Annotated in this window: 21 protein-coding genes; 15 read left to right on the top strand and 6 right to left on the bottom strand. The window is 42.2% G+C overall.

Going from position 1 to position 25,712, the window contains the following annotated elements; genetic code table 11:
- Positions 1-109 precede the first annotated feature (109 nt).
- Complete coding sequence (locus H2245_RS02120; RefSeq protein WP_182405516.1) at positions 110-421, bottom strand: YeaC family protein; 312 nt, start codon at positions 419-421, stop codon at positions 110-112.
- A gap of 63 nt (positions 422-484) precedes the next feature.
- A complete protein-coding gene (locus H2245_RS02115) occupies positions 485-1,489 on the bottom strand; it encodes an NAD(+) kinase (protein ID WP_182405514.1) in 1,005 nt (334 codons plus the stop codon).
- A gap of 354 nt (positions 1,490-1,843) precedes the next feature.
- Here H2245_RS02115 and H2245_RS02110 point away from each other — a divergent pair, with 354 nt between their 5' ends.
- Positions 1,844-2,566: a Bax inhibitor-1/YccA family protein gene (locus H2245_RS02110; protein ID WP_182405512.1), complete on the top strand. Its 723-nt coding sequence runs from the start codon at positions 1,844-1,846 to the stop codon at positions 2,564-2,566.
- Positions 2,567-2,703: 137 nt separating this feature from the next.
- On the opposite strand, the gene H2245_RS02105 is transcribed toward H2245_RS02110, so the two are convergent.
- Complete coding sequence (locus tag H2245_RS02105) at positions 2,704-5,538, bottom strand: heavy metal translocating P-type ATPase (protein WP_182405510.1); 2,835 nt, start codon at positions 5,536-5,538, stop codon at positions 2,704-2,706.
- Positions 5,539-6,000: 462 nt separating this feature from the next.
- Between H2245_RS02105 and mrcB the strand changes: the two genes are divergently transcribed.
- The 6 genes from mrcB (at position 6,001) to purH (ending at position 13,939) form a co-directional block, all read left to right on the top strand.
- Positions 6,001-8,349 (top strand): penicillin-binding protein 1B, encoded by a 2,349-nt coding sequence (gene mrcB / locus H2245_RS02100; protein WP_404944650.1) that lies wholly within the window; start codon positions 6,001-6,003, stop codon positions 8,347-8,349.
- 109 nt (positions 8,350-8,458) lie between these two features.
- Complete coding sequence (locus H2245_RS02095) at positions 8,459-9,214, top strand: tetratricopeptide repeat protein (protein ID WP_182405506.1); 756 nt, start codon at positions 8,459-8,461, stop codon at positions 9,212-9,214.
- A 90-nt stretch (positions 9,215-9,304) separates the two neighbouring features.
- Positions 9,305-10,231, top strand: coding sequence for a 50S ribosomal protein L11 methyltransferase (gene prmA / locus H2245_RS02090; RefSeq protein ID WP_182405504.1), 927 nt, complete (start codon positions 9,305-9,307; stop codon positions 10,229-10,231).
- Positions 10,232-10,356: 125 nt separating this feature from the next.
- Positions 10,357-11,610 carry a DUF3426 domain-containing protein gene (locus H2245_RS02085; RefSeq protein ID WP_182405502.1) on the top strand — a complete coding sequence of 418 codons (1,254 nt, stop codon included), beginning with the start codon at positions 10,357-10,359 and terminating at the stop codon, positions 11,608-11,610.
- A gap of 191 nt (positions 11,611-11,801) precedes the next feature.
- Positions 11,802-12,086 carry a helix-turn-helix domain-containing protein gene (locus tag H2245_RS02080; protein ID WP_182405677.1) on the top strand — a complete coding sequence of 95 codons (285 nt, stop codon included), beginning with the start codon at positions 11,802-11,804 and terminating at the stop codon, positions 12,084-12,086.
- A 272-nt stretch (positions 12,087-12,358) separates the two neighbouring features.
- A complete protein-coding gene (purH, locus tag H2245_RS02075) occupies positions 12,359-13,939 on the top strand; it encodes a bifunctional phosphoribosylaminoimidazolecarboxamide formyltransferase/IMP cyclohydrolase (RefSeq protein WP_182405500.1) in 1,581 nt (526 codons plus the stop codon).
- 164 nt (positions 13,940-14,103) lie between these two features.
- On the opposite strand, the gene H2245_RS02070 is transcribed toward purH, so the two are convergent.
- Both H2245_RS02070 and H2245_RS02065 read right to left on the bottom strand, forming a co-directional pair.
- The gene (locus H2245_RS02070) at positions 14,104-15,978 is read right to left on the bottom strand and encodes a SurA N-terminal domain-containing protein (protein WP_182405498.1); all 1,875 of its coding nucleotides are present in this window, start codon (positions 15,976-15,978) and stop codon (positions 14,104-14,106) included.
- Positions 15,979-16,377: 399 nt separating this feature from the next.
- The gene (locus tag H2245_RS02065; RefSeq protein WP_182405496.1) at positions 16,378-16,650 is read right to left on the bottom strand and encodes an HU family DNA-binding protein; all 273 of its coding nucleotides are present in this window, start codon (positions 16,648-16,650) and stop codon (positions 16,378-16,380) included.
- Positions 16,651-17,178: 528 nt separating this feature from the next.
- Between H2245_RS02065 and H2245_RS02060 the strand changes: the two genes are divergently transcribed.
- The 8 genes from H2245_RS02060 to fdx all read left to right on the top strand — a co-directional run bounded on the left by H2245_RS02060 (position 17,179) and on the right by fdx (position 24,216).
- Entirely contained in the window at positions 17,179-17,823 is a 645-nt protein-coding gene (locus H2245_RS02060; RefSeq protein WP_182405494.1) for a hypothetical protein, read from the top strand.
- Between the two features lie 368 nt (positions 17,824-18,191).
- Complete coding sequence (locus H2245_RS02055) at positions 18,192-18,689, top strand: Rrf2 family transcriptional regulator (RefSeq protein ID WP_182405492.1); 498 nt, start codon at positions 18,192-18,194, stop codon at positions 18,687-18,689.
- Positions 18,686-19,912, top strand: a complete 1,227-nt coding sequence (locus tag H2245_RS02050) for an IscS subfamily cysteine desulfurase (protein ID WP_182405490.1) — start codon at positions 18,686-18,688, stop codon at positions 19,910-19,912. Before H2245_RS02055 ends, H2245_RS02050 begins: the two co-directional genes overlap by 4 nt.
- A 140-nt stretch (positions 19,913-20,052) precedes the next feature.
- On the top strand, positions 20,053-20,439 hold the full coding sequence (gene iscU, locus H2245_RS02045) for a Fe-S cluster assembly scaffold IscU (RefSeq protein ID WP_182405488.1): 387 nt from the start codon (positions 20,053-20,055) through the stop codon (positions 20,437-20,439).
- Between the two features lie 277 nt (positions 20,440-20,716).
- Positions 20,717-21,037 carry an iron-sulfur cluster assembly protein IscA gene (iscA, locus tag H2245_RS02040; RefSeq protein ID WP_062535941.1) on the top strand — a complete coding sequence of 107 codons (321 nt, stop codon included), beginning with the start codon at positions 20,717-20,719 and terminating at the stop codon, positions 21,035-21,037.
- 153 nt (positions 21,038-21,190) lie between these two features.
- Positions 21,191-21,772, top strand: coding sequence for a Fe-S protein assembly co-chaperone HscB (hscB, locus tag H2245_RS02035; RefSeq protein ID WP_182405486.1), 582 nt, complete (start codon positions 21,191-21,193; stop codon positions 21,770-21,772).
- A 140-nt stretch (positions 21,773-21,912) separates the two neighbouring features.
- A complete protein-coding gene (gene hscA, locus H2245_RS02030; protein WP_182405484.1) occupies positions 21,913-23,784 on the top strand; it encodes a Fe-S protein assembly chaperone HscA in 1,872 nt (623 codons plus the stop codon).
- A gap of 93 nt (positions 23,785-23,877) precedes the next feature.
- Complete coding sequence (gene fdx / locus H2245_RS02025) at positions 23,878-24,216, top strand: ISC system 2Fe-2S type ferredoxin (protein ID WP_182405482.1); 339 nt, start codon at positions 23,878-23,880, stop codon at positions 24,214-24,216.
- A gap of 95 nt (positions 24,217-24,311) precedes the next feature.
- Here the strand turns inward: fdx and H2245_RS02020 are convergent, their stop codons facing one another.
- On the bottom strand, positions 24,312-25,700 hold the full coding sequence (locus tag H2245_RS02020) for an adenylate/guanylate cyclase domain-containing protein (protein WP_182405480.1): 1,389 nt from the start codon (positions 25,698-25,700) through the stop codon (positions 24,312-24,314).
- Positions 25,701-25,712 lie beyond the last annotated feature (12 nt).

Genomic DNA, 25,712 nt, shown 5'->3' with positions numbered 1-25,712 from the left:
CTAGCGTGGCTTTTTGCTTTAAAATCAATTTTGAAGTCAGTATTTTCAAAGTTGATTCGCTTAGATTTGGTACTCTTAGTATCAAATCTAGCAACTATCTTTCTAATATTTATTTATTGCGAAACTTGACCGATTGCGCCACTCCTTTAGGATTGGGCATATTAGGATAATGATGTTCATGCTCAACATCACACTCCGCACCAACAACCGTACCGTCATTTTTTATTGGTTTATGAATATAACCGATGCGTTCACTGGGTGCTAGGTGCTCATGCTCCCAAATCATCACCGCCTGCATACAGGTTTCGCACTGCTCACTTGTTAGGCGGCGACCATCATCCCATTTGCCAATCTCAATCGCTAAGCGAAACTTGTCAACCAACTCTGGTGTTAACGTTGCTAATATTGTCTCTTTATTCATAACGTTAAGGTTCCTCTGCCCTTGATTTGCTATTTTTCCACTATGACTAAAAATAATGCTGGCTTATTCCCCATCAATAATATCATCATCGCTATCAAGACTGAACTCTTCAGCATGGACGTTCCAGTGCAACTTAGTACGGCACGCTTCATAAAAATCAAATCCAGGCGGATGCAAAAGGGTCAGTTTGTCAGGATGCTTGCGAATATGCAAACGCTGGTTTTGCTCTAAGGGCATGCCTTGCTTACCATCAGCACTGACCATAGGCTGGGTGCGATTGTCCTCATGAATGCGAATAATAATCTCACTGTTACCACTGACCACAATAGGGCGGCTCGATAACGTGTGCGGATGCATCGGCACCAAACATATCGCATCCATACTCGGGTGGATAATAGGGCCACCACCGGACAACGCATAAGCAGTAGAACCGGTTGGGGTCGCCACGATTAAACCATCACTGTGCTGACGATAAACGTCATGACCATCAATTTTCAATTGAAAATCAATCATATGTACCGATTTACCAGCATGTAGGACAATATCGTTCAAAGCCATATCTTCATGTATGATGTTTTGTCCTTCTCGAATCTCCATCGTCAATAAAAATCGGTGATCAAGCCTGTAGTCACCCATCAATACTTGACGTAGTTTCAGCCCTACTTCATCAGGTTTGACATCCGCCAAAAATCCCAGCCTTCCGCGATTGACACCCAGTACCGGAACGCGATAACGTGCTAGCGCTTCGGCTGCATGTAATATTGAGCCATCGCCGCCAACAACAATCACTAAGTCACAAATCTCACCAAGCAAGCTACGCTCAACGATTTTTACTTTTTCTATCTCGCTGAGGTCTAAAGTTGGCAAGCTGGTAGTATCCACGTCCATAATTAACGTTAGCCCCATCTCATTGACAGTTTGGGCTACTTTAAGCAAACTTTGGATAACGCTGCGTTTTCCTGCGCGTCCCATGAGACCAATGCGCCGAAAAGCTGGATTTTTGATGGCATGAAGCAGCTCTGATTCATGTAAAGGTGGCAATCTGTCTGATTGCACTGAGTTTTCCATAAAACGACCCGATATGACGTTAAAATAGGCGACAATAATAGCGATAAATAAGCGCTTAAACTAGTATCTTTTGCCAATCTTGGTTGTTAACAGTGTTAATTGCCCCTATCTACAGACAATGATGCAATATTTTTAGTCCTGCTACGCTATCAAATCATCTGTTATCTTAAAGCTATCGCATAATATAAGAAGCTAATTATCCTTTTTACAAACTGTTTTTATAGTTATTGAAATTAATCAATAACGTTCTATGCGGTCTAGCCATCACGTAAACACAATTGACAATAATAGTGGGTTTGTTAGAGTAGCGGATATCTGTTTTATTATATTAAATTTTTTATTGAGGATACATGTATGGCCAATCCTATTGTCAGTCGCGCAGAGCTTGCAGTCGGCGGTGCGCCGATGACCGTCAAAGGTGTGATACAAAAGACCAGTCTATTATTGGGGCTATCTGCCTTAACCGGTGTGGGGTTTTTCTTTTATGCCTTAATGGCAGGTCTGTCACAAGGTTTTATCACCATGGCAGCCTTTGGTAGTATGTTTGCCGCCTTTGGCTTAGCGATATTTATCACTTTTAAACCCCATAAAGCCAAGACATTTGCGATACCTTACGCCATCTTAGAAGGTATCTTTTTAGGCGGTATTTCACTGTTCTTTATGAGAATGTATCCCAGCGTTCCTGTGACAGCAATGTGCGCGACCTTTGTTACTGCAGCGGTCATGCTTGGTTTATACCGTTCAGGTTTGGTAAAAGTGACGCAGAAGTTACGTTCGATTGTGACCTCAGCGCTTATCGCTATTATGTTGGTGTATGTTGCGCAGTGGATATTGTCGTTAGCCTTTGGTTCAAGCCTACCATTTTTGTTTGAAGGTGGCATGATTTCTATTGGCTTTAGCTTATTTGTAATTGTAATTGCTTCATTTACGCTGCTAATGGATTTTGACAACATTGACCGTGGCGTGGCGATGGGTGTTTCTGAAGATTACGAATGGTTATTTAGTATTGGTATTCTTGCCACGCTAGTCTGGATGTATATCGAATTTATGCGTCTGCTCAGTTATCTACAAGACTAAATATGAGTCTAAACTCATTGCTGAAGTAAAATATTTCTTACAATAAAAACCGCCTGTCATTAAATATGATGAGCGGTTTTTTATTATTCTTAATATATTTTAATAATAAAAATTATAACTATTATTTCAAATAAGCGCTAAGCTCGTTTGAGACGCAATGCATTTAGCACCACTAATAATGAGCTAAGCGACATACCAATAGCCGCAAGCCAAGGCGGAACGTAGCCAAATACAGCAGGTATCAAGGCGGTGAAGTTATAACCCAGTGCCCAGCGGAAGTTTTGCTTAATAATGCGTTCGGTTTTGTCAGCAATATGCTTAGCTTTGGCAATGGCTTCAATTTGACCATTTAAAATAATACTGTCGCTTGAAACCTGCGCTAAGTCAGCAGCACCAGCCATAGAAGTTGACACGTCTGCAGCAGCAAGGACAGGTGCATCATTGATACCATCGCCTACCATCAATACTACCGCGCCCTGCGCTTGCAACTGCTGAATATGATCAACCTTCGCAGAGGGTGATAAGCCATTGTAGGCGGTTTGCATGCCTAACGATTTAGCTATCGTCAATGCTTGTGGACTGGGATCGCCAGTTAGCATGACAGTTTTAATGCCCAATGCTTTTAACTTATCCATCATCGGCTGTGCGGTATCACGTACTTTGTCATTAAAATAAAAACATGCCAGCCCTTGCCAAATTTCAGATGAGCGTTGACTAAGTGACGTTTGACAAGCTGCTTTTTTATAAGATAGCACCACTGCTGAGCTGGCACGATGCTTGGTCAGATCAATGGATAAAGACTGACGGCTCTGCTTGTCTAAAGCGAAATCAACATGACCAATACGATATAACACCCCATCAATCAAAGCTTCTACGCCGCCAGCCGGATAATGCTGTAGGTTTTGGGTAGCAGGCAGGTGCAGTTGATAAGCAGCAGTGAGGAGCGCGTGAGCAATCGGATGACGGCTGCCGATTTCAAGAGCGGCAGCAATGGATAATAATTTGTCTGTTTGTATTGATGATTCGATATCTGTTTCACTATCAATAGCAGAGGATGCAAGTAGCTCAATATTTAATAAATTCGGCTTACCATAAGTCAGGGTTCCAGTTTTATCAAAAGCGACGTGAGTAATTTCTGCTAGGGTCTGTAAGGTATGTCCGCGAGTAGTCAAAAAACCATAACTTGCCAAGCGGTTGGTCGCAACTGTTAATGCAATCGGTGTGGCAAGCGATAGCGCACAAGGGCAGGTCGCCACCAAGACAGCAACCGTTGCCCAAATGGCTTGGCTTGGATCAACGATATACCAGCCGATAAAGACCAGTACGGATAACACCAGAATTCGCGCCACGAACCAACGCGCCAACTTATCCGCTTGTTGGGCAAGCTTTGGCTTTTCACTCAACGCACGATTCATGAGCCTATCAATTAGCCCAATTTGACTGTCTTCTGTCAATGCCGTGACCAGCATCACAAACGGCTGACTGTCATTCTGCGAGCCACCAACGATATAATCGCCCGCACTTTTAAGAATCAAATCGCCCTCACCCGTCAACAAGCTTTGTGAGACGGTGGCAGTTTGACTGAGTAAAATACCATCACTAATGATTTCAGCACCGGCATCAATCATGATGATATCGCCTACTTGTAAGCTCTGGGCGGTGACCATATGTTTAGTGTCTTGTTGCCCTGCTGGTTTTAACTCTGTCGTTAAATCGCTTAATTTCTCTATCGGTTGGTTATCTAATTGACGGTCTAACTTTTGGTCAATCGACTGTTGCCATGCGCTAGCAATCGTAGAGGTTAGTGCAAACGTACTGGCATCTATACCTTGCATAAAATTCGGCATAGACGCTGCTATAGGATCCGTCTGAGTAGCAAGTGTATTAGCGTTATTATTAACAATGCACTGATTATCATACGTTTTTAAATGCTGAATAATTTGCGCTGCAGCTTCTTTATCTTCAGCAATTTTTTGCACTAATATTGGCTCAACCACGACTAAGTCATTTGCCATGGTTGCTGCTTTTAAGCGCGCATTGTGTTCAATATAACGCCCTGCCAGTAAGAAAAAGATGAACATACTGACCGAATCATAATAAGTTTGTCCATGTCCAGCAATCGTGGCATAAAGGCTGGCAAAAAAGGTCACTATCAAGGCGATACTAACCGGCACATCCATATTGACTTGGCGCACGCGAATGGCTGACCATGCTGAGGTAAAAAACGGTACACCTGAATAAAAAAATACAGGAATACTGACGAATAACGACACCCAACGTAAAAAATCACGCTGCATTATCAGCATGTCACTATATTCACCAAAATAAAGCGCGACGGCATACATCATTGCTTGCATGGCACCGAGTGCGGCAATACCTAAGCGCAACAGCATCTTATTGGTATGTTTTGCCAGCATGGCTTCATGAGTATCTTGCCGATATGGCTTGGCTTCATAACCAATCGCATTAATCACCGCCAAAATACGACTAATGGGTAATTTACTTTCATCCCAGACAATACGCATGCGCTGGTTAGTCAAATTTACCTGACACTTTTCAATGCCATCAATCTCATACAATCGCGATTCAATCAACCATGTACAGGCGGCACAACGCAAATTATTGACCGACAATTCAGCGACAGAGAAGCCATCTTGCGCATAGACGAATTGCGACTTTATTTCATCGTGATCATAGGCTTCTAACCGGTTAAGCTCGGTTGGCAAACTAGCGGTTCGGTTAATCTCCGAGCGGTCAAGGTAATATTGCTCAAGTCCTGCCTCAACGATACTCTGCGATGCCAGCTGACAGCCCATGCAACACATCTCACGTGACGCGCCCAATATATCTGTATGAAAAGGCGGACGCGGAACCGGATCGCCGCAGTGAAAGCAATGACCGACAGGCGGTAATACCAATCCTGCTGTAATCGAATCATCGTAATGTGTGGTGGGTGACAAGGCGCTGGACATGGCAGATATAATTCCTTTAGACAAACGTTCTTGATACAAATACGGACTGACAACCGGTAATATGAATTAGCCTTTATTATAGGGCAGTTATATAAGTTACATACTCACATTACTGACATATGATACCCAGCCGCTTAAGTAAAAAAGCAGCCATTAGTAAGCGAATACACTTATGGCATTAAAGACGCATGATTACAGATATTTAAGATAAGTATCGACCCTGATTAGTATACACCCTACGCGCCTGCCATTACTGATTCATCGCGTTGATGATGAGAGATTGAAAATTTTGTCAATTTGCGTCATTATGGAGCAGTTTTTTTATCCCCAAACGGTGCGTTATCAGTGCAAAAATCTCCTCCCACGCTATCACCATCCCCTAAGTCTGCCGTCAATAGCTTGCCGGCACAGCAGCGCGGGTTTGTGTTTAGCAGTATTTTACTTCTTATTGTCATCGCAGGTATGGTGTTATTGGCGCTATATTTGGTCAAGCTCGATCGTACCATTACCCATAAGTTTGAGGGTAAGCGCTGGGATATTCCCGCAAAGGTATACTCGCAGCCGCTTGAGTTGTATCAAGATGCCAAAGTGGATGACAGCACCATCAAAACGTGGCTTGAGCTACTTAATTATCGTAGTGATAGCGCTTATAAACGCACCGGCACGTATCATAAATCTGGCAATAACTATACCATTCATACGCGCGGCTTTACCTATAGCTCAAGTGACGTCGATAAAGAACAAGTCATTAAACTGACCATTGCTGATAATAAAATTAAATCGGTACAGAGTACCCAGCAAAATGCCTCAGGCATCATTCGCTTAGAGCCGGTTAGTATCGGTGGTATTTATCCTGACAATAATGAAGATCGCCTAGTAGTGTCGCTAGATGACGTGCCACAGCCACTGATTGATGCGCTAATTGCCACCGAAGATCGAGGGTTTTATGAGCATAAAGGCGTCTCTGTCCGTGGTATCGGGCGCGCGGTTATCAACAACTTTACTGGAGGCGCTCGTCAAGGTGGCTCGACCATCACCCAGCAGTTGATTAAGAACTTTTATCTGAATTCTGACCGTACCATGAAGCGTAAAGCTAATGAAGCCATCATGGCGGTATTGCTTGAGCTGCATTATAGTAAAGAAGAAATCTTGCAGGCATATCTCAATGAAATTTATCTGGGACAAAATGGTAAGCGCTCGATTAATGGTTTCGGCTTGGCATCAGAGTTTTACTTTGATCAGCCACTGCATGAGCTGCGTATTGACCAGCAAGCGTTATTGGTCGGTATGGCAAAAGGTCCAAGCGTCTATAACCCACGTCGTAATCCTAATGATTCAAAAGCGCGCCGCGATACCGTACTAAATAATATGCTGACAATGGGAACGTTGTCACAAAAAGATTATGATACCGCAATTAGTAAACCGCTTGGGGTGGTGGACAAACCTGTTGATGGTAAAAGTCGCTTTCCTGACTTTTTAGATATTGTAAAGCGCGAGCTTAATGACGTTTATTACTCAGACGACCTAAAAAATGAAGGTCTCATTATTATCAGTACACTTGACCCTATTGCCCAAACGGCAGCGGATAAAGCGGTCGCTAAAAAGCTGGGCGAGCTACGTCGTACCAGTAGTAAAACTAAAGAGCTGCAAGGGGCACTGGTCAGCGCTAACCCTGAAACAGGTGAATTGGTCGCAGTGGTTGGCAGTGGTAGTGAGTTTACCGGCTTTAACCGCGCCGTCGATGCCAAACGGCAAGTCGGTTCTTTATTAAAACCCGTCATTTATATGACTGCACTAGAAAGTGGTCGTTATAATTTGGCAAGCTCAGTTGACGACTCACCGATTACCATAAATTTGAAAGATGGTGACTGGACGCCGAAAAACTACGACGGTCGTGAGCATGGTTATGTTTCTCTAACCACTGCGCTGGCGCAATCTTATAACCAAAGTGCTGTGCGCTTAGGCATGGAATTTGGTATTGATACCTATATTAAGCAATTACGACGGTTGGGTGTGGAAGAGCAAATTCCCAACTACCCTTCTGTATTATTGGGCTCAGTAAATTTAAGCCCAATGAATATGCTGGGCGTGTATCAAGTTTTTGCAACGGGCGGTTTTCGCACCCCTATTCATAGTATTCGTACGGTGATTGATGATAAGGGGCGCATTTTGCAACGGACAGGGTTGAACACCCAGCGCAGCATCCCCCCTGAAACCAATTATTTGACCAACTATGCCTTGCAACAAGTGGTTAAAAGCGGTACGGCTAAACGCGTTCAATCGCTCGGTAGCAACCTTAATCTTGCCGGTAAAACAGGCACGACCAATGATTACCGTGATGCTTGGTTTGCAGGATACAGTGGTAACTATGTCAGTGTGGTCTGGGTAGGTCGTGATGACAATAAGCCGATTGGGTTAAGCGGTGGTACAGGTGCGTTACCGGTATGGGTTGATTATATGGATCGATTAAAACTTACCCCAGTATCGATGCCAGAACCTGAAGGTATTGAATGGTTATGGCTAGAGAATAACTCAGGTAAGCTATCTAATGAGCGTTGCCCAGATGCCCGCTATTTACCAGTCTTGTCCGCCTATCTACCAGATGAAGCCAGCAGCTGTGCTATTGGCTTATACGAGCAAGACCGTGCGCGCGAGCAAATGGAATGGCAGCGTCAACAAGGCGCTATCAATCAGCAGCGTCAACGTGAAGGGTTTGAAAATCAAAATAATGAAGGTAGCGATGAACCGGGTAATAATGTTACCAATAGAACTCTTGGTAGATTAGTCGAACGCGCTCTTGAATGGTTTTAAATTGCTCTGACAGCTGATAGTGATTTAGTGTTAAAGAACTCGTTTTAGAGCTCTATGTTCTTATGATTAACAAATCTCTTATGCTTAACTGAATATAAAGGCTAGTATTATGGCATTACATAGGCAAATAGTGGCGATACAGAAAAAGCAAACGGTATGGTCTAAAATCATGACACCGTTTTGTGTCGTAAGTCTATTAGCCCTAAGCGCCTGTGAGACGCTTCCTACATCGTCGGCACCAACGCCCACACAAACCGTGACTAAGCAAACTGTACCGGTGCACAGCGCTTCAAAAGCAGCCAGTCAAACGCCTGTGATTAGTAATGACGGCTATGTGAACGATGTGGAATACTACCCTGCTGAACCTTATGTGATACCGAAGCTAGAGCAAACGCCAGACATTATCCCTCATACTGGCATTACTAAGCCGCCTGCGCGTAATACGCACCCGTTGCCATCCAAACAGTCTATGCCGCCATCGCACAATGAGCTACTAGAGCGCGCGCGACAACATTCGCAGCAACAAAGTGGAGCTGCTAGCACTGACAATAATCACTTGCCAGCCGTACAAAGCCTCATACAAACGGGGATAAGCCAGCTAAAATCAGGGCAGTTAAGCGCTGCAGAAACGAGCTTTACTCAGGCACAGCGCTTGGCACCACAATCATCTGCGGTGTATTTTTATTTATCACAAGTAGCATTAGAAAAGAATCAGCCCCGTAAAGCCGAAGCCATGGCAAGGCGTGGATTAAGCGTCACTAGAGATACAGGCAATCGTCGCGCTTTATGGCAAATTGTTCTACGCTCTGGACAACTGCAAAATAATGCACGGGTGATAAAAGAGGCTCAACAGGCGCTGCGTTGAACCCTTCAAAACTGCTTCATTATTATATTTCATCCAATTAACAACGAACGTCTTTCTACTTATTTTTTACTTTAAACCAAGGTTATGATTATGGCATGGCACCAACTACACTTACAGTGTGAAAAAGCAAATGTGGACTTGGCAGAAGCGCTATTGTTAGAAGCAGGCGCGCTTTCCATCGCGTTAGACGATGCCGGAGATCAGCCATTATTTGAGCCTTTACCGGGTGAATCTCCACTTTGGGATGAGGTTATTTTAACTGGACTTTTCGATGCCAGTACCGATATGGGTAGTCAGCAAGCCGTTGAGCAGCTAAGTCACGATATAGCCGCCCAAGTCCATGCCACTCGCACTTGGGTGACTGCCGTTGCGGATAAAGACTGGGAGCGCGAGTGGATGTCGCACTATAAGCCCATTGAATGCGCCAATAACCTATGGATTGTACCAAACTGGCTCACACCGCCCAAACCTGAAGCAACCAATATTATTATGGATCCTGGCTTGGCTTTTGGTACAGGTTATCACGCCACAACGCGTTTATGCTTGGATTGGTTAACGGAGCAAGACCTCACCAATAAAGTAGTGATCGATTATGGGTGTGGCTCTGGTATTTTGGGCGTAGCGGCACTATTGCTTGGGGCGCGTCATGTATATGCCGTAGATATTGACCCACAAGCGGTATTAGCCACCAATCAGAACGCTGAGCGCAATAACGTTGCACACCAACTGCAAGCTTTTTTACCGGAAGATTTCAATACATACTGTACTGAAAATAATATTCAGCCTGTTGATGTTATCGTAGCGAATATTTTAGCCAAGCCACTTATTGGTCTTGCCCCTTATTTTGCGACTTTAATCGCCTCTAAAGGACGTATTGTGCTGGCAGGACTGATTGAATCGCAAACCGAGCAAGTGAGCGATGCTTATAGCCCTTATTTTACACTTGATGCTAAACATGCCTTTACAGCACAAGAAGACCACCATTGGCAACGTCTGTCAGGTACGTTTATCAGCTAATTAGAGATAATGCCATCTGTTACGCTTGGCTATAAATGGTTCTTTAGCTTGTCTCTTTATTACTTATAAAGAGACAAGCCCACTAAATAGCGGTATAACGGTACTACATTTTTGGATGTCAACCTATGACTACAGCCAGTAATCTACAATGTCAGCATTGTAACCGCCCTATTAATCTACTACAGGCGATAATTACTGAGTCTGGCGTTAAAACAAACTGTGAGCATTGCCAGCAGACATTTGTAGTAGATAAGCCGATTTCTTGTAATAAAGCTGATATAGCAGAAAATGAAGTTATCAACGCTGTTAGCCCAATAGATAGCCATATGTTGATCCATGATGATATGGAAATCGACGACGCTATTAACCTTAATCCTATTGCTGAATATGACTCACTTGAGGGTATGAATGCGTGGGTCACAAAGTTGGAAACTGCTCCATCAATCCATATCAATGATCTTACTAATAATACGATTCATGATTATCCAATTAATAGTCAAGCAACTGATAATCGCGCAACTGATACTAAAATTGCTATAGCAATAGATAGCTTCGATAAACCTACTAGCAGCTCTACCTCATTCCATACTGACACTATCGGTGAACGGCACCATGACGCAACGATTACTTTTAAAGCAATCAGCTCAGCCGATGCTAACGATATTCGTGCCAGTATTGCAACTGATACGTCTGATCCTGCCCATGAAAACGCTTGGCTTGAAATACTGTTACAAGAACAAAATGCCACAGCAGATACAGCTATCAATGATCATGAAAATACAGAATTAGCGCAACAATTGACGGATATAGGCTTACCAAGCCTGAATAATCAAACAAATAACCAAGCCCATACCAATAAAATCCAAAAGCGTATGCAATCCTCCGAAGTTAACAGCTCTCACCATAATACGCCTGCTATATCCAGGCTGTTATGGTCAGTAGGCAGTGGATTATTAATACTTCTCTTATTCATGCAGTATATTATTTTTAATATTGATACCCTAGCTAAAACTCCAGCGGTGGCTAGTCGCTTGCAAGCGGTGTGCTCTGTCTTCTCTTGCACAATACCGTCTGCGGATATCAATGCGTTTGTAATCACAAAACCAACAGTGAAAGCCACCCAAGTCAGAAATGCAAAGAATTTTAGTGATATTCAGGCACAATTGGTAAATCAGAGTCTCCAAGTACAACTGCTGCCTAACTTGAAAGTGAGTATTTATAATAAAGATACAATTATTGGAGAGTTTGTAGCACAGCCATCGGACTATTTGCTGAGTAGTGAAACTAAGCTGACAGCTGAGCGCCGTAAATCGGTTATGTTTACGGTTCCAATTATTGCCAAAAAAGTCTCTAAAGTAATGATTGAACCTATTTATTAGTTATAATTTAGTTATTCTAAGTTAATTGTAAATGCAGTGACTGCTTATTATTAGGTTGCTTTTAACTTTCCATATTTTGTAGACCTACTGTTATTTATTTGTAAGGATATCGCCTTATGGCACAGCCTACGCCCTCACCTGCTGATCATCATGCAGTGAATCCATCCTATCTGGATGACCATTCTGACCCAATGCCATCACATGCTCCTACTAATCCTTTACAAGACCACTTACACAGTCAATTAAATGCGCCTTTAAGGGTTCATGTTGAGCGCGTGGTACGTGATTATTTTTCAGCGCTCGGAGAAGATATGCCAACCGATTTATATGATCTTATTTTAAGAGAAGTCGAGCTGCCTTTATTGACGGTTACCCTTGAACAGACACGTGGTAATCAGAGTAAATGCGCACAAATCTTGGGATTAAATCGCGGCACCTTACGCAAAAAGCTTAAAACGTATGATTTGATGTCTTAACTTTTATACCTTATTCTTCAAGTGTTATCTGTGAGTTATCGTACGAATAATTGGGATAGATTTTGTATAAACAGCTTAGATGCTTTAAGATATTACTCGTTTATCGTGCTAAATAATGATAAGCAATATTCTAAATACCAATTTTTCAATATCAGCCATCGTGCTGATAATGTAGTTAATGGACGGCAGTTATGGTGCTGCTTTTCACGCGTCATGAGTGTCATTATTATCTCGCCAGGCGGTAACGTCAGGCTATTTTATGGAATTGATTTATGGGTACCACACCACTTGCACTACTCTCAGTCTCAGACAAGTCCGGAATTGTTGAGTTCGCTCAAGGCTTAATCACTGCAGGATTTGGCTTACTGTCTACTGGCGGTACCTATCGCTTGCTCAAAGAACATGACGTTGCCGTTACTGAAGTGTCAGACTATACCGGCTTTCCTGAAATGATGGATGGTCGCGTCAAAACCTTACATCCAAAGATTCATGGCGGCATCTTAGGTCGTCGTGGCACTGATGATGCGGTGATGGGCGAGCATGCAATTGAACGTATTGACTTAGTCGTGGTCAACTTGTACCCATTCGCTGAAACGATTGCCCGTAGTGATGTGACGATGGATGATGCCATTGAGAATATCGATATTGGTGGTCCAACGATGGTACGCGCTGCTGCGAAAAATCATGCGCACGTAGGTATCATTACTGACCCAGCTGATTATCAGCGTGTGTTAAATGCGCTTGGTGATAGCACTACTCTAAGTACTGCCCTGCGTTATGACTTGGCAGTAAAAGCTTTTGAACATACCGCCCAATATGACGGCATGATTGCTAACTTCTTAGGCAGCCGTGTCAATGAAACGCAGCAACCAGAAGAATTCTCGCGCACGCTAAATTTACATCTTGTTAAGGTAGAAGACCTACGCTACGGTGAAAACCCGCATCAAAAAGCGGCGTTTTATGTCGACAGTCATAGTGCCCAAAATCCACAAGCGTCTATTGCTACGGCTAAACAGCTACAAGGTAAGGCGTTGTCTTATAATAATATCGCTGATACTGATGCCGCGCTTGAATGCGTAAAAGCCTTTACTGCACCTGCCTGTGTCATTGTTAAGCACGCTAATCCATGCGGCGTCGCCATTGATAACGATCAAGTAGCCGCATACCGTACGGCATTTAGTACTGACCCTGAGTCTTCATTTGGTGGCATTATTGCTTTTAACCGTCAGCTAACGGTTGCGGCAGCAAAAGCCATTATTGATAGCCAGTTCGTAGAAGTCATTATTGCTCCAAGCTTAGAAGACGGTGTTTTAGAAGCCACGGCTGGTAAGAAGAATGTACGCGTTTTAGTGTGTGGTGAGCTGCCAGCACCGGCTGAGCGCTTAACGCAACTTGACTATAAACGTGTAAATGGCGGTCTGTTAGTTCAAGAACAGGACTTAGCAATTATTGGCGCATCTGAGTTAAAAATCGTGACCGATGTTCAGCCAACGGAAGCCCAAATTGCTGACCTACTCTTTAGCTGGAATGTGGCGAAATACGTCAAATCTAATGCCATTGTTTATGCTAAAAATCAGCGTACGATTGGTGTTGGCGCAGGACAAATGAGCCGGGTTAATTCAGCCCGTATTGCTGCGATTAAAGCGGAGCATGCAGGCTTGGTTACCGAAGGTGCAGTTATGGCATCAGATGCCTTCTTCCCTTTCCGCGATGGTATTGATAATGCGGCAGCTGTAGGTATCTCTGCTATTATCCAGCCAGGTGGTTCAATGCGTGATGATGAAACCATTGCTGCTGCTAACGAGCATGGTATTGCCATGGTATTTACCGGTATGCGTCATTTCCGTCATTAGGCTAAGGTTTCGTCCTGTTAAAGACTAAATCTCACCATTGGTAAACCTATAGAATAATAAAAAAGCCACTGTCATAATAACAGTGGCTTTTTTATGGTTAACACTTAAAGCAAGAATATTATTTTAAGTGCTGAAGCTTGCTAATGCTTAACAACTTTTAAATATTAACGTCCTTTCGCACCCGCCATATTGGCTTCATTAATCTCAACTTTATACACCAAGCGCAGATAATCAAGGTAATCTTGCAGCTGGTCCTGTCCTAAGTTATCACGGATAATCGCTGCTGTTTGCGCTTTTTCTACCGCAGATAACTGAGATTGGTTCTGAGTTTTAATAGGACCACCAATCACAACCGTCGCGCCCATTTCTGTCTCACTGGCTACTGCCATCACACCATTAGCAGGCGCTTCCTTGCTAAATGCCAAGCCACGCTCTTTTTCAGTTAGCAATGGCGTTTGACGATTAACTTCGCCCAATGCTTGGAACTTAACCGACTGCGCATTGATATCTGCGACACTTTTAATACCAGCAGCTAACTGTTGGGCGTCTTTTAATGCCAAAGTACTGGCTTTTTGTTGACGTAACGTTTGGGTAATTTTTGGCGTTGCCGCAGCTAGGCTCAGTGTTTTGGTTGGACGATAGTTACTAGGCTGTACCCATGCCATGCCGTTCCCTACTTTGATACCTGCCGTAACTGCTTGATCTTGAATCGTAAACTCATCAAAGGCTTGCTTAATGACCGCAGGCTGCGCCAGTACCGACGTATTATTTTCTTTACGATAATCTTTAATACGTTTTAGCGCTACATTTTCTTGTTGAGCGATATCATTGATACTAAAGCCATCTGCCGCCAAGTCATTAATCGCTGTTACTTTATCCGCATACAATGATTGACGCTTATACTCTTTGGCTTTTGCCGTCAGCTCAGCGCGCATACTCTCTAAACTTGGCGCTTTACTGCCATTATCTTCAGTTACGGTAAATATCTGATAGCCAAAGCTGGTTTTAATCGGTGCGGTAATGCCACCAACACTCAAACCGTTTAATGCTTTCTCAACAGCAGCGGCGTCTTTACCAAACACAGAAGGGTTAAAGCTACCAATCACACCGCCACTGGCACCTGATGGGTCATCAGACTCAGCTTTGGCAATAGCAGCAAACGACTCACCTTTATTTAAACGAGCTTTTATCTTATCTGCTTGCGCTTTGGCATTATCGCCAGTCAATAAAATCTGACTGATTTTACGCTCATCAACAACGGCAAGCCCTTGTTTAAAGGCATCATACTGTTGTTGCAACTCTTCATTCGTTACGCTGTCCACTTTAATGGTGGCAGGCGTAAGCTCAATATAAGCAAGATCAACCATTGCTTCACTTTTTAAGCGGTCTTTATTGGCATCGTAATACGCTTGAATATCAGATTTAGTAACGTTAACCCGTTGCGCATAATCTTGCCAGTTAAAGCGATGCAGCCAAATTTGACGTGCCTCTAACTGTAAATCAATCAGCTGATTCACCGCTTTCATAGGATAAATGGCCGTGCCTACAATGCTGGCATTAAGCTGATCTAGACTCAACTGATTGCGAAATTCTGCAAATAACTGATCTTTAGTCATACCGCGCTGACGCAAAAAGTTCGAAAACTGGTCATTAGAAAACTCACCGTTCTCATCTTTAAAGATATCTTCTTGGCGCAGCAAACGATTAATCGTGTCATCTGATACAGTCATGCCAAGCTTGCCAGCCTGCTGTTCAAGTAAAGTTCTGTCAATCAACCCTTTAAGTACTTGCTCATGGAGCACGTCTTCATTCAATAGGCTTGTATCTTCCACTTGTTCTAGAATCTCTGAGCGACGACTATTAACTGCCGTTTGATATTCTGACAACCCCACACTTGCTTCACCGACCTGAGCAATTTGATTCGGATCAACACCGCTTTGAAAGTAGCTTTCAATACCCAAAAGGGCAAGCGGCGATAGGCATAGAATCAATAAAAGGCGACCAGGCCAGCTTTTTAAAAAATCGCGCATTTTATCCATAATTATTTCTGCTTATTAACCTATATTGATTAAGAACCATTGCAGTACGAACAGCGCGGGCAATGGAAAAATGAGAGGTGTTAGAATGATAGCACCAGTTTTGTAATGACTTTCATCACTAATAGACTTGGCTAAAAGCAATAAGTTGAAGCAAGGCAGTCATGCGCGCCCCAGTTCTACGCGCCCTATGATACGTGAATTTGTGTCGAGACTCAAAATATTCACGTCATCTGACGTATAAATTTTATATATAAAAAAAGCACCCATAATAAGGTGCTTTTTTTATCGCTGCTTTATGAAGTATAAAACTTATTATCAGTAACTATCGTCTATCTATAGCTACCGCTTATGCTACTAGCCATAAAGCAATCCAATAAACTGTCAGTCTATATAATCGGCTTAGTTCAAGCGCTCTTTTAAGTTTTTACCGGCTTTAAAGCTTGGTACTTTGCTTGCTGGGATAGATAACTCTTCACCAGTCTTAGGATTACGACCAGTACGAGCTTTGCGATCTTTAACGCTGAAAGTACCAAAACCAACTAATGAGATACTCTCGCCAGCTTCTAATGCTTCGCCGATGCTTTCCATCACTGCATTTAGAGAATCACCAGCTTGAGTTTTGTTTAGGCCACTTTTTTCTGCGATGCTATCAATTAATTCTGACTTATTCATAAAAATTCCTTCAAGTTTAAGGTCTAAAATAAACGCTAGTGTCAGGCATTGTATCGCTCTCATATTATTTAAGCAATAAAAACAATTTTCGACTCACGTATTCATGGGTTGCACGTTATTAACGCCTTTATATCAAGGCAGCATAACGAGCGCAAGCGATTTTACACTTTTTGGCGCTCATCGCTACGTATTTGACACTTAATATTACGCAAAACACCTGTAATTTTCGATTTACCCTATTACTAGGCTATTTTCACGATTATTCACGCTGAGTATAGGATATTGTTGAATATGGATAACTAACCGCTGCAATAGCGCAACAATTTGCTAACTGACACCCATAGTTAATAGTTTTTATGATGGAAACATATTAATTATGCTCTATGATAGTTATCTTAAAATATAATAAGAAAAATGTGAGACCACACTATATTTCTCGTTGTGCTTACCTCTACAATTTTTTTACGGCAATCTTTTAATTTTAATTATCTAATAACTTTACTTATCTAATAACAATGGATTATTTACATGAAGCGTTCTACGTTGTCTCATTCTCTGCTCAATATTATCTTGGTGTTCATTGAATCGGCTCTGACGCTGCTGCTACGCTTAGACCCTGAGCTGCGCAAGGCAGCTTATCCGCTTGCTAAGCAGGGTACAGTAGTCTGTGTACGCATGTATCTACCGCATGTCGAAGTCTACGCCACATTTAGCTATAAAGGCGTACTGTTGGATGCCAATTTACCAGTGGGTCGTACTGAACCTGATGTGATTATCAATGCCTACAGCATCCAAGTACTCAGCGCCCTGACCAGCCATGATATTGAAACCACGGATAAGCTACAAATACGCGGCGACTCTGTGCAAGTTCAGCTGGTTAAGCAGTTCATTATGCAAATGGGTTTTGGTAGCTTAATCCAAAGTCTGCTTAAAAAACTCAAAGGGGGCAGCGGTAAATCAAAGCCTAGTGAAGCAGAATTAGCGACAAAAAAAGAAGATTACAAGCGCCGTATTACCGAACAACAAACGCAAATTAACACATTAACAATCAAAAATCGAGAGCTTGAAACCACAGTAAAAGAGCTACAAAGCAAACAAAAAACATGGATGATGACCGCTATTGTTGCGATTATTATTGCTATTGGCTCACTCATTGCTCTATTCATCAACTAAGCAAACAATAATTATCTTAATAAAAATTTATGATCTACATACCCAAGTCAATCGATAAAATCCAAATTCTAGCGGCTATAACTCTATGATGACTTTTGCCAATCACAGAGTTATAGCCGCTAAATTATTTAATCCCATTTCAATCTTGACTAAATTAGTCAGGATTGAGTATAATGAAGATATTGCAGCACACACCATTAGACATAGACTATGTGTTTACTAGCCTTTTCCTAATTATTTGATATGACTAGCAGCGTTGATATTTGTCTTAAAGACTTATAGGTTAAGCGGGTTTTATATGCTACTTCAAGCAAGTCTTTAGCTTTCAATAATATTAGCTATATCACTGGTCAGTTTGGAGATATTTTATGCGCTTAACGACTAGAGGCAGATATGCGGTTACCGCATTATTAGATTTGGCTCTACAAACCAGCCAACATGACAGTGCTGTATCGTTATCCGATATCGCCAAACGTCAGTCTATCTCAATCTCTTATCTAGAACAGTTATTTTCAAAGCTACGCAAACGTGGGCTTGTTACCAGTATTCGCGGTGCTGCCGGTGGCTATCGTTTAGCCAAACCTCTGGATGAGATTGACGTGATGAGCATCATCTCAGCCGTTGATGAATCGGTTGATGCAATGCAATGCGAAGGGCGCGGCGACTGCCAAGGCGGTACCATGTGTCTGACCCATGATTTATGGTGTGCACTGTCAAATCATATTGAGCAGTACTTGAAAAATATCACATTAGCACAATTATTAAATATGGAAAATGTTCAGTTCATCTCCGAACGACAGCATCTTTCTGCGTTAAAAGACATCACTACTATTACCTTATCGACCAGCGAGGCAAACCCAGCATGAGCCAACATAACAAACTTATCTATCTAGATTATGCCGCCACTACGCCAGTTGCCAAGTCGGTCGCTGCCAAGATGAGCGAATATCTGACGGTAGATGGCATTTTTGGTAACCCAGCATCACGTTCACACGGTTATGGTTGGCAAGCTGAAGAGGCGGTTGAAACCGCGCGCGGTCAAGTTGCTGACGTTATCAACGCTGATCCTCGTGAGATTGTTTTCACTTCAGGTGCTACGGAATCTGACAACTTAGCCATTAAAGGTGCGGCACATTTTTATCAATCTCGCGGTAAGCATATTATTACCAGCAAGATTGAGCACAAAGCTGTATTGGATACTTGCCGCGAGCTTGAACAAGAAGGTTTTGAGATTACTTATCTTGAGCCACAACCAAGTACAGGTTTGATTTTACCTGAACAAGTACAAGCCGCATTACGTGACGATACTATTCTTGTGTCACTTATGATGGTGAATAATGAGCTAGGCACGTTGACCGACGTTGCTGCTATTGGCGAGATTACTCGTGCAGCGGGTGTTATTTTCCATGTGGATGGCGCACAAGCAGTCGGTAAAGTTCGTATTGACCTTGCTACTACCAAAATTGACTTAATGAGTTTTTCAGGTCATAAAGCCTATGGTCCTAAAGGTATTGGCGCTTTATTTGTGAGCCGTAAACCTCGCGTGCGTCTAAAAGCTGAGCAGCATGGCGGTGGTCATGAGCGCGGTATGCGTTCAGGCACTTTACCTACGCATCAAATCGTTGGTTTAGGCGCGGCATTTAAATTAGCTAATGAGCGCTATGAAGAAGACAATGCACACGCTGCAAAATTACGTCAAAAACTGTGGGATGGTCTACAAGATATCGAAGAGATTTACTTAAACGGTGACCTAGAACACAGCGTTCCAAACATCGTAAATATCAGCTTTAACTTCGTTGAAGGCGAATCACTTATGATGTCGCTAAAAGACTTAGCGGTATCTTCAGGTTCAGCTTGTACCTCAGCCACTCTTGAGCCATCTTATGTACTACGTGCTATAGGTCGCCCAGATGAATTAGCGCATAGCTCTATTCGCTTTAGCTTTGGTCGCTACACCACTGAAGAAGATATCGATACTGTCATTACGCAGATGCATCAAGCTGTTGATAAATTACGTGCCCTATCCCCTCTTTGGGATATGTACCAAGAAGGCGTTGATTTAGATTCAGTAGAATGGGCTGAGCACTAAAAAGCCATTTGAAATATATATATTAAGCAGCATATCAGTATTAACTTATACATCAGACAATTATAAATTAAGTGTTTGACCCCAATTATCGATGAGTGCAGTGATAGATACGTACTCATCATCTAACTAGGAGAAAACTCATGGCCTATAGTGACCAAGTGATTGATCATTACGAAAACCCACGTAACGTTGGCAATCTTGATAAAAATGCCAAAAACGTTGGTACTGGTATGGTCGGTGCCCCAGCCTGTGGCGATGTGATGCGTTTGCAAATTCAAGTTGATGACAACGGTATCATTGAAGATGCACGTTTTAAAACTTACGGCTGCGGTTCAGCTATTGCCTCAAGCTCACTTGTAACTGAGTGGCTAAAAGGTAAAAGCTTAGACCAAGCTGGCGAAATTAAAAACAGTCATATTGCTGAAGAATTGGCATTACCACCTGTAAAAGTGCATTGCTCAGTACTAGCAGAAGATGCTATTAAAGCAGCAATCAGCGATTACAAAGGTAAGCACAGCGCTGTTTAAGTAATTAGCTGAATAGATAGTATAGGCACAGTGTGATTGTGACTGTTTCATCTTTTGGCAGTAGCAAAAGCCAATAATGCTATTAGGTGACAATAACCTTGATGTGATTGTCACCTTTTATTTTATAATTTTTCTCAGTATTGATTAGAATTAAATACTTATGGTAGATAGCTTAGTTATTAAATAAAGACTCGTTATCAAATACTTTAGACAGCTCTAAGGTAATGTTAAAATTAAGATAATATAATTACATTAGACGCAGTCAATAGGAGTTGGCATGATTGAAATGACAGAACGCGCCGCTCAGCATGTTCGAGATTTTTTGGACAACCGCGGTAAGGGTGCAGGAATTAGAGTGGGTATTCGTACGGCTGGTTGTTCAGGTCTTGCCTACGTTTTAGAATTTGTAGATACACCTGATGACAATGATACACGTTTTGATAGTCATAACGTCAGTATCTTTATTGACCCTAAAAGCTTAGTATATTTAGATGGTTTACTAATGGATTATGAAAAAGAAGGCTTGAACGAAGGCTTTAAGTTCACCAACCCCAATCAAAAGGGTGAATGTGGTTGCGGCGAATCGTTTACCGTCTAAAGACATGACGAAGGTAATATCGATACAGTATTTAGAGATTTATTGCAAACGCCATTGGCTTATAATAAATAACTCTAAAACCTATGCAAAACCTACTTCATATTTTTCTAGTAACCATCAGATAAAAACCAAAAAAAATGCAAGGTGTATGAGATGACGAATACTACTCAAGAAGCGCAATTTGATAACTTCTTTGCTTTATTCGAGCAACCTGTACAATTTGAATTGGTTCAAGAACAGCTTGATCATCATTTGCGTCATTTGCAGAAACAATTCCATCCTGATAACGTTTCAAAACAAAGCACTGAGACTAAGCAAGCACAGTTACATGCTGAGCAAGCATCTGCATTGATTAATCAAGCCTATCAAACGTTGAGTGCTCCTGACAGTCGCGCCGGTTACCTGCTCGATATGGCAGGACAAGGGCAAAATTTAGAGCATTCCATCGCTGATTTAGATTTTTTAGAAGATGCCATGGAGATGCGCATTGAATTGGATGACGCCATCCAAGCTAAAGATAGTGCGTCATTACAGCAATTGCATCCACAAGTTACCGAGCGCTTACAGACTCAGTCTAACCGTTTTGCAACGGCTTATGATAGTAGTACGTGGCAAGTGGCTATTGATGCCACACAAAAGCTAAAATTTTTAGTTAAGTTGAATGCTGACATTACAACAGGATTGGATGATATCGCCAGCGCTGAGCATCCTGACGATGATGATTTATACGTCTAATCACGTTATATAGTTATTATTTCGGTTAAAGCAGTAGGGAGAATACCCTATAATTGATTAGGCTATAAAACTACTAGCAAGCCCCTTTTGTACTTATTTTTACTCATTATTCTTTTTTCATTTTATCTTTGAGTTGTCTTATGTCTCTATTGCAAATTGCTGAACCCAATCAAAGTGCCCAGCCTCACCAACATCGTTTCGGTATTGGTATCGATTTGGGTACGACGCGCTCACTGGTTGCGGTCGTGCGTTCAGGAAAATCGCAAGTCTTAGCGGCAGATGCTGATTCAGATACTCTATTGCCTTCGGTGGTTTATTATCCAACTACAGGTGCGCCTATTGTTGGACAGCAGGCGCTAGAACATCTTAGTGATGATCCAAAAAATACCATTATTTCTGCCAAGCGCTTTATGGGTCGCAGTCAAGCGGATATTAAGTTCTCTCACCCTTATGAGCTTAGCGGTGCTGCCAATGCTATGCCTGCGTTTGTTACCAATCAAGGTGAAGTATCACCAGTTGAAGTCTCCGCCCGTATTTTAGCAGCGCTCAAACAGCGCGCGCTAGACGCTTTGCCTGAAGACAGTATTGAGGGCGCAGTCATTACAGTGCCTGCGTATTTTGATGAAGCGCAACGTCAGGCAACTAAAGATGCAGCTAAAGCTGCTGGTATCAATGTGTTACGCCTTCTTAATGAACCTACGGCAGCGGCTGTCGCATATGGTTTAGATAAAGAACATACCAACCAACATCAAAGCTATTATCTTATTTACGATTTGGGCGGTGGTACGTTTGATGTGTCCATTTTAAAGCTAACCGATGGCGTGTTTGAAGTATTGGCTACGGGCGGTAATAGCGCGCTTGGTGGTGATGATATTGACCGTTTATTAACCAATTGGCTGATTAAACAACTTGGCATTGCTCCATTAGATGTTAGTTTGCATGATAAATCAATATTGGCGCAACAAGCCAAAAGCTATAAGCAGGTATTAACCGATTCAGCACAAGTAGATATTAACCTCACTATTAATGGTCAGTCTTTCCAAGGACAATTAAGTCGTGAAGACTTACAAGCCATTACAGAGCCTGTCAGTCGCCGCACAATTAGCGTCTGTGAGCAAGTATTACGCGATGCTAAATTAAGCGCGCAAGACTTGGATGAGATTATTTTGGTTGGTGGCTCAACACGTATGCCAGCGATTCAGCAAGTGGTCACAGATTTTTTTGCAAAGCCACCTTTATGCCGCCTAAATCCTGATGAAGTAGTCGCTCTAGGTGCAGCACAAGCAGCACACCAGTTGGTTAATGGTAATAGCGATTTATTATTACTTGATGTCACTCCACTATCGCTTGGACTTGAAACCATGGGCGGCTTAGTTGAAGTGCTCATTTCGCGGAACACTCCTATTCCTGTCAAAAAACGTCAAGTATTTACCACCTATCAGGACGGGCAAACTGGCATGGTAATTCATGTGGTACAAGGCGAGCGTGAAACAGTCGATAACTGCCGTTCACTTGGGCGCTTTGAACTTTATGGTATCCCGCCCATGAAAGCAGGGTTTGCGCGCATTGAAGTCACTTTTAGTATTGATGCCAATGGTCAATTGACCGTAAGCGCGCAAGAAACCACAACCGGTACTGAGAGTGAGATTAACATTAAGCCCACTTATGGCTTATCGGATGAACAAAAAGAGCAGCTTCTTATTGCAGGCTTCCAGCATGCTGAGGAAGATAAAAATATCCGCTCTTTAATTGAAACCAAAGTCGAAGCTGAACGTGAACTGCTTGCTTTGCATTCCGCACTTACTGACTTTTCAACCCTTTTGTCAGCTGAGGAACAATACGCTTTGACTGAAGCGATGCAAGCGATGCAAACTTCTTTAAGCACTAACGATTTAAGCGTTATTGATAGCCAAAAAGCTCAGCTAAAGCCGCACAGCGATGCATTTGCTGCCCGAATTATGAACCAAAGCGTGAAAGCCAGTATGGCAGGAACCAGTGCCAAAGACTGGTGATCCGCTTTAAATACTTCTTTTATAAATATTTGGCTTGAACGATAATATTAACATTTTCTTTTTTTGTATTGATTAGCAATGGACCCATTAACCATGCCAAAAATTACAGTACTACCCCATTTTGAGATTTGCCCAGAAGGTGCTGAAGTTGAGCTCGAATCTGGTAGCAACCTATGTAAAGCCTTATTAGAGAAAGGCATCAAAATTGAACACGCTTGCGAGATGTCCAAAGCCTGTACCACTTGCCATATCGTGGTACGTAAAGGTTTTAACGGTTTAGAAGAAATGGACGATATCGAAGCCGATCTATTGGATCGCGCTTGGGGACTTGAGCCAGATTCGCGTCTATCTTGCCAAGTAATAATAGAGAATGATGACTTAGTTATTGAAATTCCTAAATATACGCTCAACCATGCTAAAGAGAATCATTAGTAATACCTTCTTATTATGAAAAAAAAGCCTGTTAATTTAACAGGCTTTTTTTGTAGATGACTTTATTGTATATCATTGCACAACACAACACTCTACTACTTTTCTTTAGTAATGCTGGTTTTTTGCTCTCTTTCAAGACGCTCAAGAGCAAAATTTAAATGATTTTTAATCTCTTTATAATCGTAGTTCTTTATATCTTTAAAGTTCAAATGCAGGTTGAATCCAGGTAGCTTATGATCCACCCATTTAGATAATTGACCTTTGTGTGCGTCTGGATCAAGTACTTGCCAGGCATGAATTTCCTCGTCAAATCCCTTTAGAGAAAATACGCCTGAATACTTACACTCATATTCATGACAGATATAATCATAGGTGCTTTGACTGATTAATATCTCTCCTTTTCCAGCTGTTGACTCAAGCCGTGAGGCAAGGTTTGCCTCTTTACCAATTAGAGTATAACTCATGCGATTATTACTGCCAAAATTACCTACATGACAGTAGCCAGTCGTAATACCAATACGCACATATAAGCCTTCAAACCCCATCAAGCGCCACGTTTGGCGCAGCGAGCGCATTTCGCGGCGCATATCAATGGCCATTGCAACACAAGCAATCGCATCTTGGCGCGTACCCTGACTGTTTGGTTCACCGAAAAAGCATACCATACCATCACCAATGAATTTATCTAATACTGCCCCATGTTTATCGGCAATTAAGGTCATAGTATGCATATAAGTATTTAAAATATCAGCAAGATTATCAGCACTTAAGCTTTCAGACAGCTCTGTAAATCCAACAATATCTGAAAACATAATCGTGAGTTTTGCCCGCTTATTAGAGACGGTAACAGGGGTATTTGTTTTTACGATAGGTTGCCAAACTTGTAGTGGTACAAAACGTGTTAATTTATTGATAATTGATACCATAGTCTGTATCCGTCCGGTCGCTTGCCGTACCGCATCGTCTTGACTAAGGTAATGATGATGAGTATGCCAAAATTTCCATAATACGTTACTGATACTCATCAATAATAATGCTGGGGGTAAAATTCCTTGATTACAGTGTACCTCAACGCCCTTTAAGGTAATGCTGACGTAATAAAACATAATAGCGGTAATCACCGCAATCATCGCAAGTCTTATTCGATGTTCAGGACGACTGATAATAACGCGTGTTGCGATTAACAACACGATGCTTAAAGATACGATACTACAAAACTGTAGCGCGCCAATGACCATCGCTAGTAACACAATTACCCCATTAGAAGCCCAAAACTTAGGCTGCTGGTAGTAATTACTGGCTAAAATGATAATACTTGGCAAACCAATGACTATTATCAAGGCAATAGAAACGGCACTAAAATTGAAATCAACAGCGATTAAAAATACGGTTAGTATTAAAACAAAAGCTTCAGGATAAGGGAAACGACTGCTACCCACCTCTTTTACTCTATAAAGTGCGGTTAATTTATTTAAAAAAAGCATGCTAGACGTCCG

Origin of the sequence: Psychrobacter sp. GP33, assembly GCF_014119005.1 — a bacterium.
Classification (GTDB): Bacteria; Pseudomonadota; Gammaproteobacteria; order Pseudomonadales; family Moraxellaceae; genus Psychrobacter.
Note: the sequence above shows the minus strand (reverse complement) of the source record. Positions and strands in the feature narration are given on the sequence as shown.

Bases quoted from the DNA above. Each gene is read 5' to 3' on its own strand.
- H2245_RS02110 (WP_182405512.1), top strand. From the start codon at position 1,844: ATGGCCAATCCTATTGTCAGTCGCGCAGAGCTTGCAGTCGGCGGTGCG.
- H2245_RS02095 (WP_182405506.1), top strand. From the start codon at position 8,459: ATGGCATTACATAGGCAAATAGTGGCGATACAGAAAAAGCAAACGGTA.
- H2245_RS02065 (WP_182405496.1), bottom strand. From the start codon at position 16,650: ATGAATAAGTCAGAATTAATTGATAGCATCGCAGAAAAAAGTGGCCTA.
- purH (WP_182405500.1), top strand. From the start codon at position 12,359: ATGGGTACCACACCACTTGCACTACTCTCAGTCTCAGACAAGTCCGGA.
- H2245_RS02120 (WP_182405516.1), bottom strand. From the start codon at position 421: ATGAATAAAGAGACAATATTAGCAACGTTAACACCAGAGTTGGTTGAC.
- H2245_RS02055 (WP_182405492.1), top strand. From the start codon at position 18,192: ATGCGCTTAACGACTAGAGGCAGATATGCGGTTACCGCATTATTAGAT.
- iscU (WP_182405488.1), top strand. From the start codon at position 20,053: ATGGCCTATAGTGACCAAGTGATTGATCATTACGAAAACCCACGTAAC.
- hscB (WP_182405486.1), top strand. From the start codon at position 21,191: ATGACGAATACTACTCAAGAAGCGCAATTTGATAACTTCTTTGCTTTA.
- H2245_RS02085 (WP_182405502.1), top strand. From the start codon at position 10,357: ATGACTACAGCCAGTAATCTACAATGTCAGCATTGTAACCGCCCTATT.
- H2245_RS02105 (WP_182405510.1), bottom strand. From the start codon at position 5,538: ATGTCCAGCGCCTTGTCACCCACCACACATTACGATGATTCGATTACA.
- mrcB (WP_404944650.1), top strand. From the start codon at position 6,001: ATGGTGTTATTGGCGCTATATTTGGTCAAGCTCGATCGTACCATTACC.
- fdx (WP_182405482.1), top strand. From the start codon at position 23,878: ATGCCAAAAATTACAGTACTACCCCATTTTGAGATTTGCCCAGAAGGT.
- H2245_RS02080 (WP_182405677.1), top strand. From the start codon at position 11,802: ATGCCATCACATGCTCCTACTAATCCTTTACAAGACCACTTACACAGT.
- hscA (WP_182405484.1), top strand. From the start codon at position 21,913: ATGTCTCTATTGCAAATTGCTGAACCCAATCAAAGTGCCCAGCCTCAC.
- H2245_RS02050 (WP_182405490.1), top strand. From the start codon at position 18,686: ATGAGCCAACATAACAAACTTATCTATCTAGATTATGCCGCCACTACG.
- H2245_RS02115 (WP_182405514.1), bottom strand. From the start codon at position 1,489: ATGGAAAACTCAGTGCAATCAGACAGATTGCCACCTTTACATGAATCA.
- iscA (WP_062535941.1), top strand. From the start codon at position 20,717: ATGATTGAAATGACAGAACGCGCCGCTCAGCATGTTCGAGATTTTTTG.
- H2245_RS02020 (WP_182405480.1), bottom strand. From the start codon at position 25,700: ATGCTTTTTTTAAATAAATTAACCGCACTTTATAGAGTAAAAGAGGTG.
- prmA (WP_182405504.1), top strand. From the start codon at position 9,305: ATGGCATGGCACCAACTACACTTACAGTGTGAAAAAGCAAATGTGGAC.
- H2245_RS02060 (WP_182405494.1), top strand. From the start codon at position 17,179: ATGAAGCGTTCTACGTTGTCTCATTCTCTGCTCAATATTATCTTGGTG.
- H2245_RS02070 (WP_182405498.1), bottom strand. From the start codon at position 15,978: ATGGATAAAATGCGCGATTTTTTAAAAAGCTGGCCTGGTCGCCTTTTA.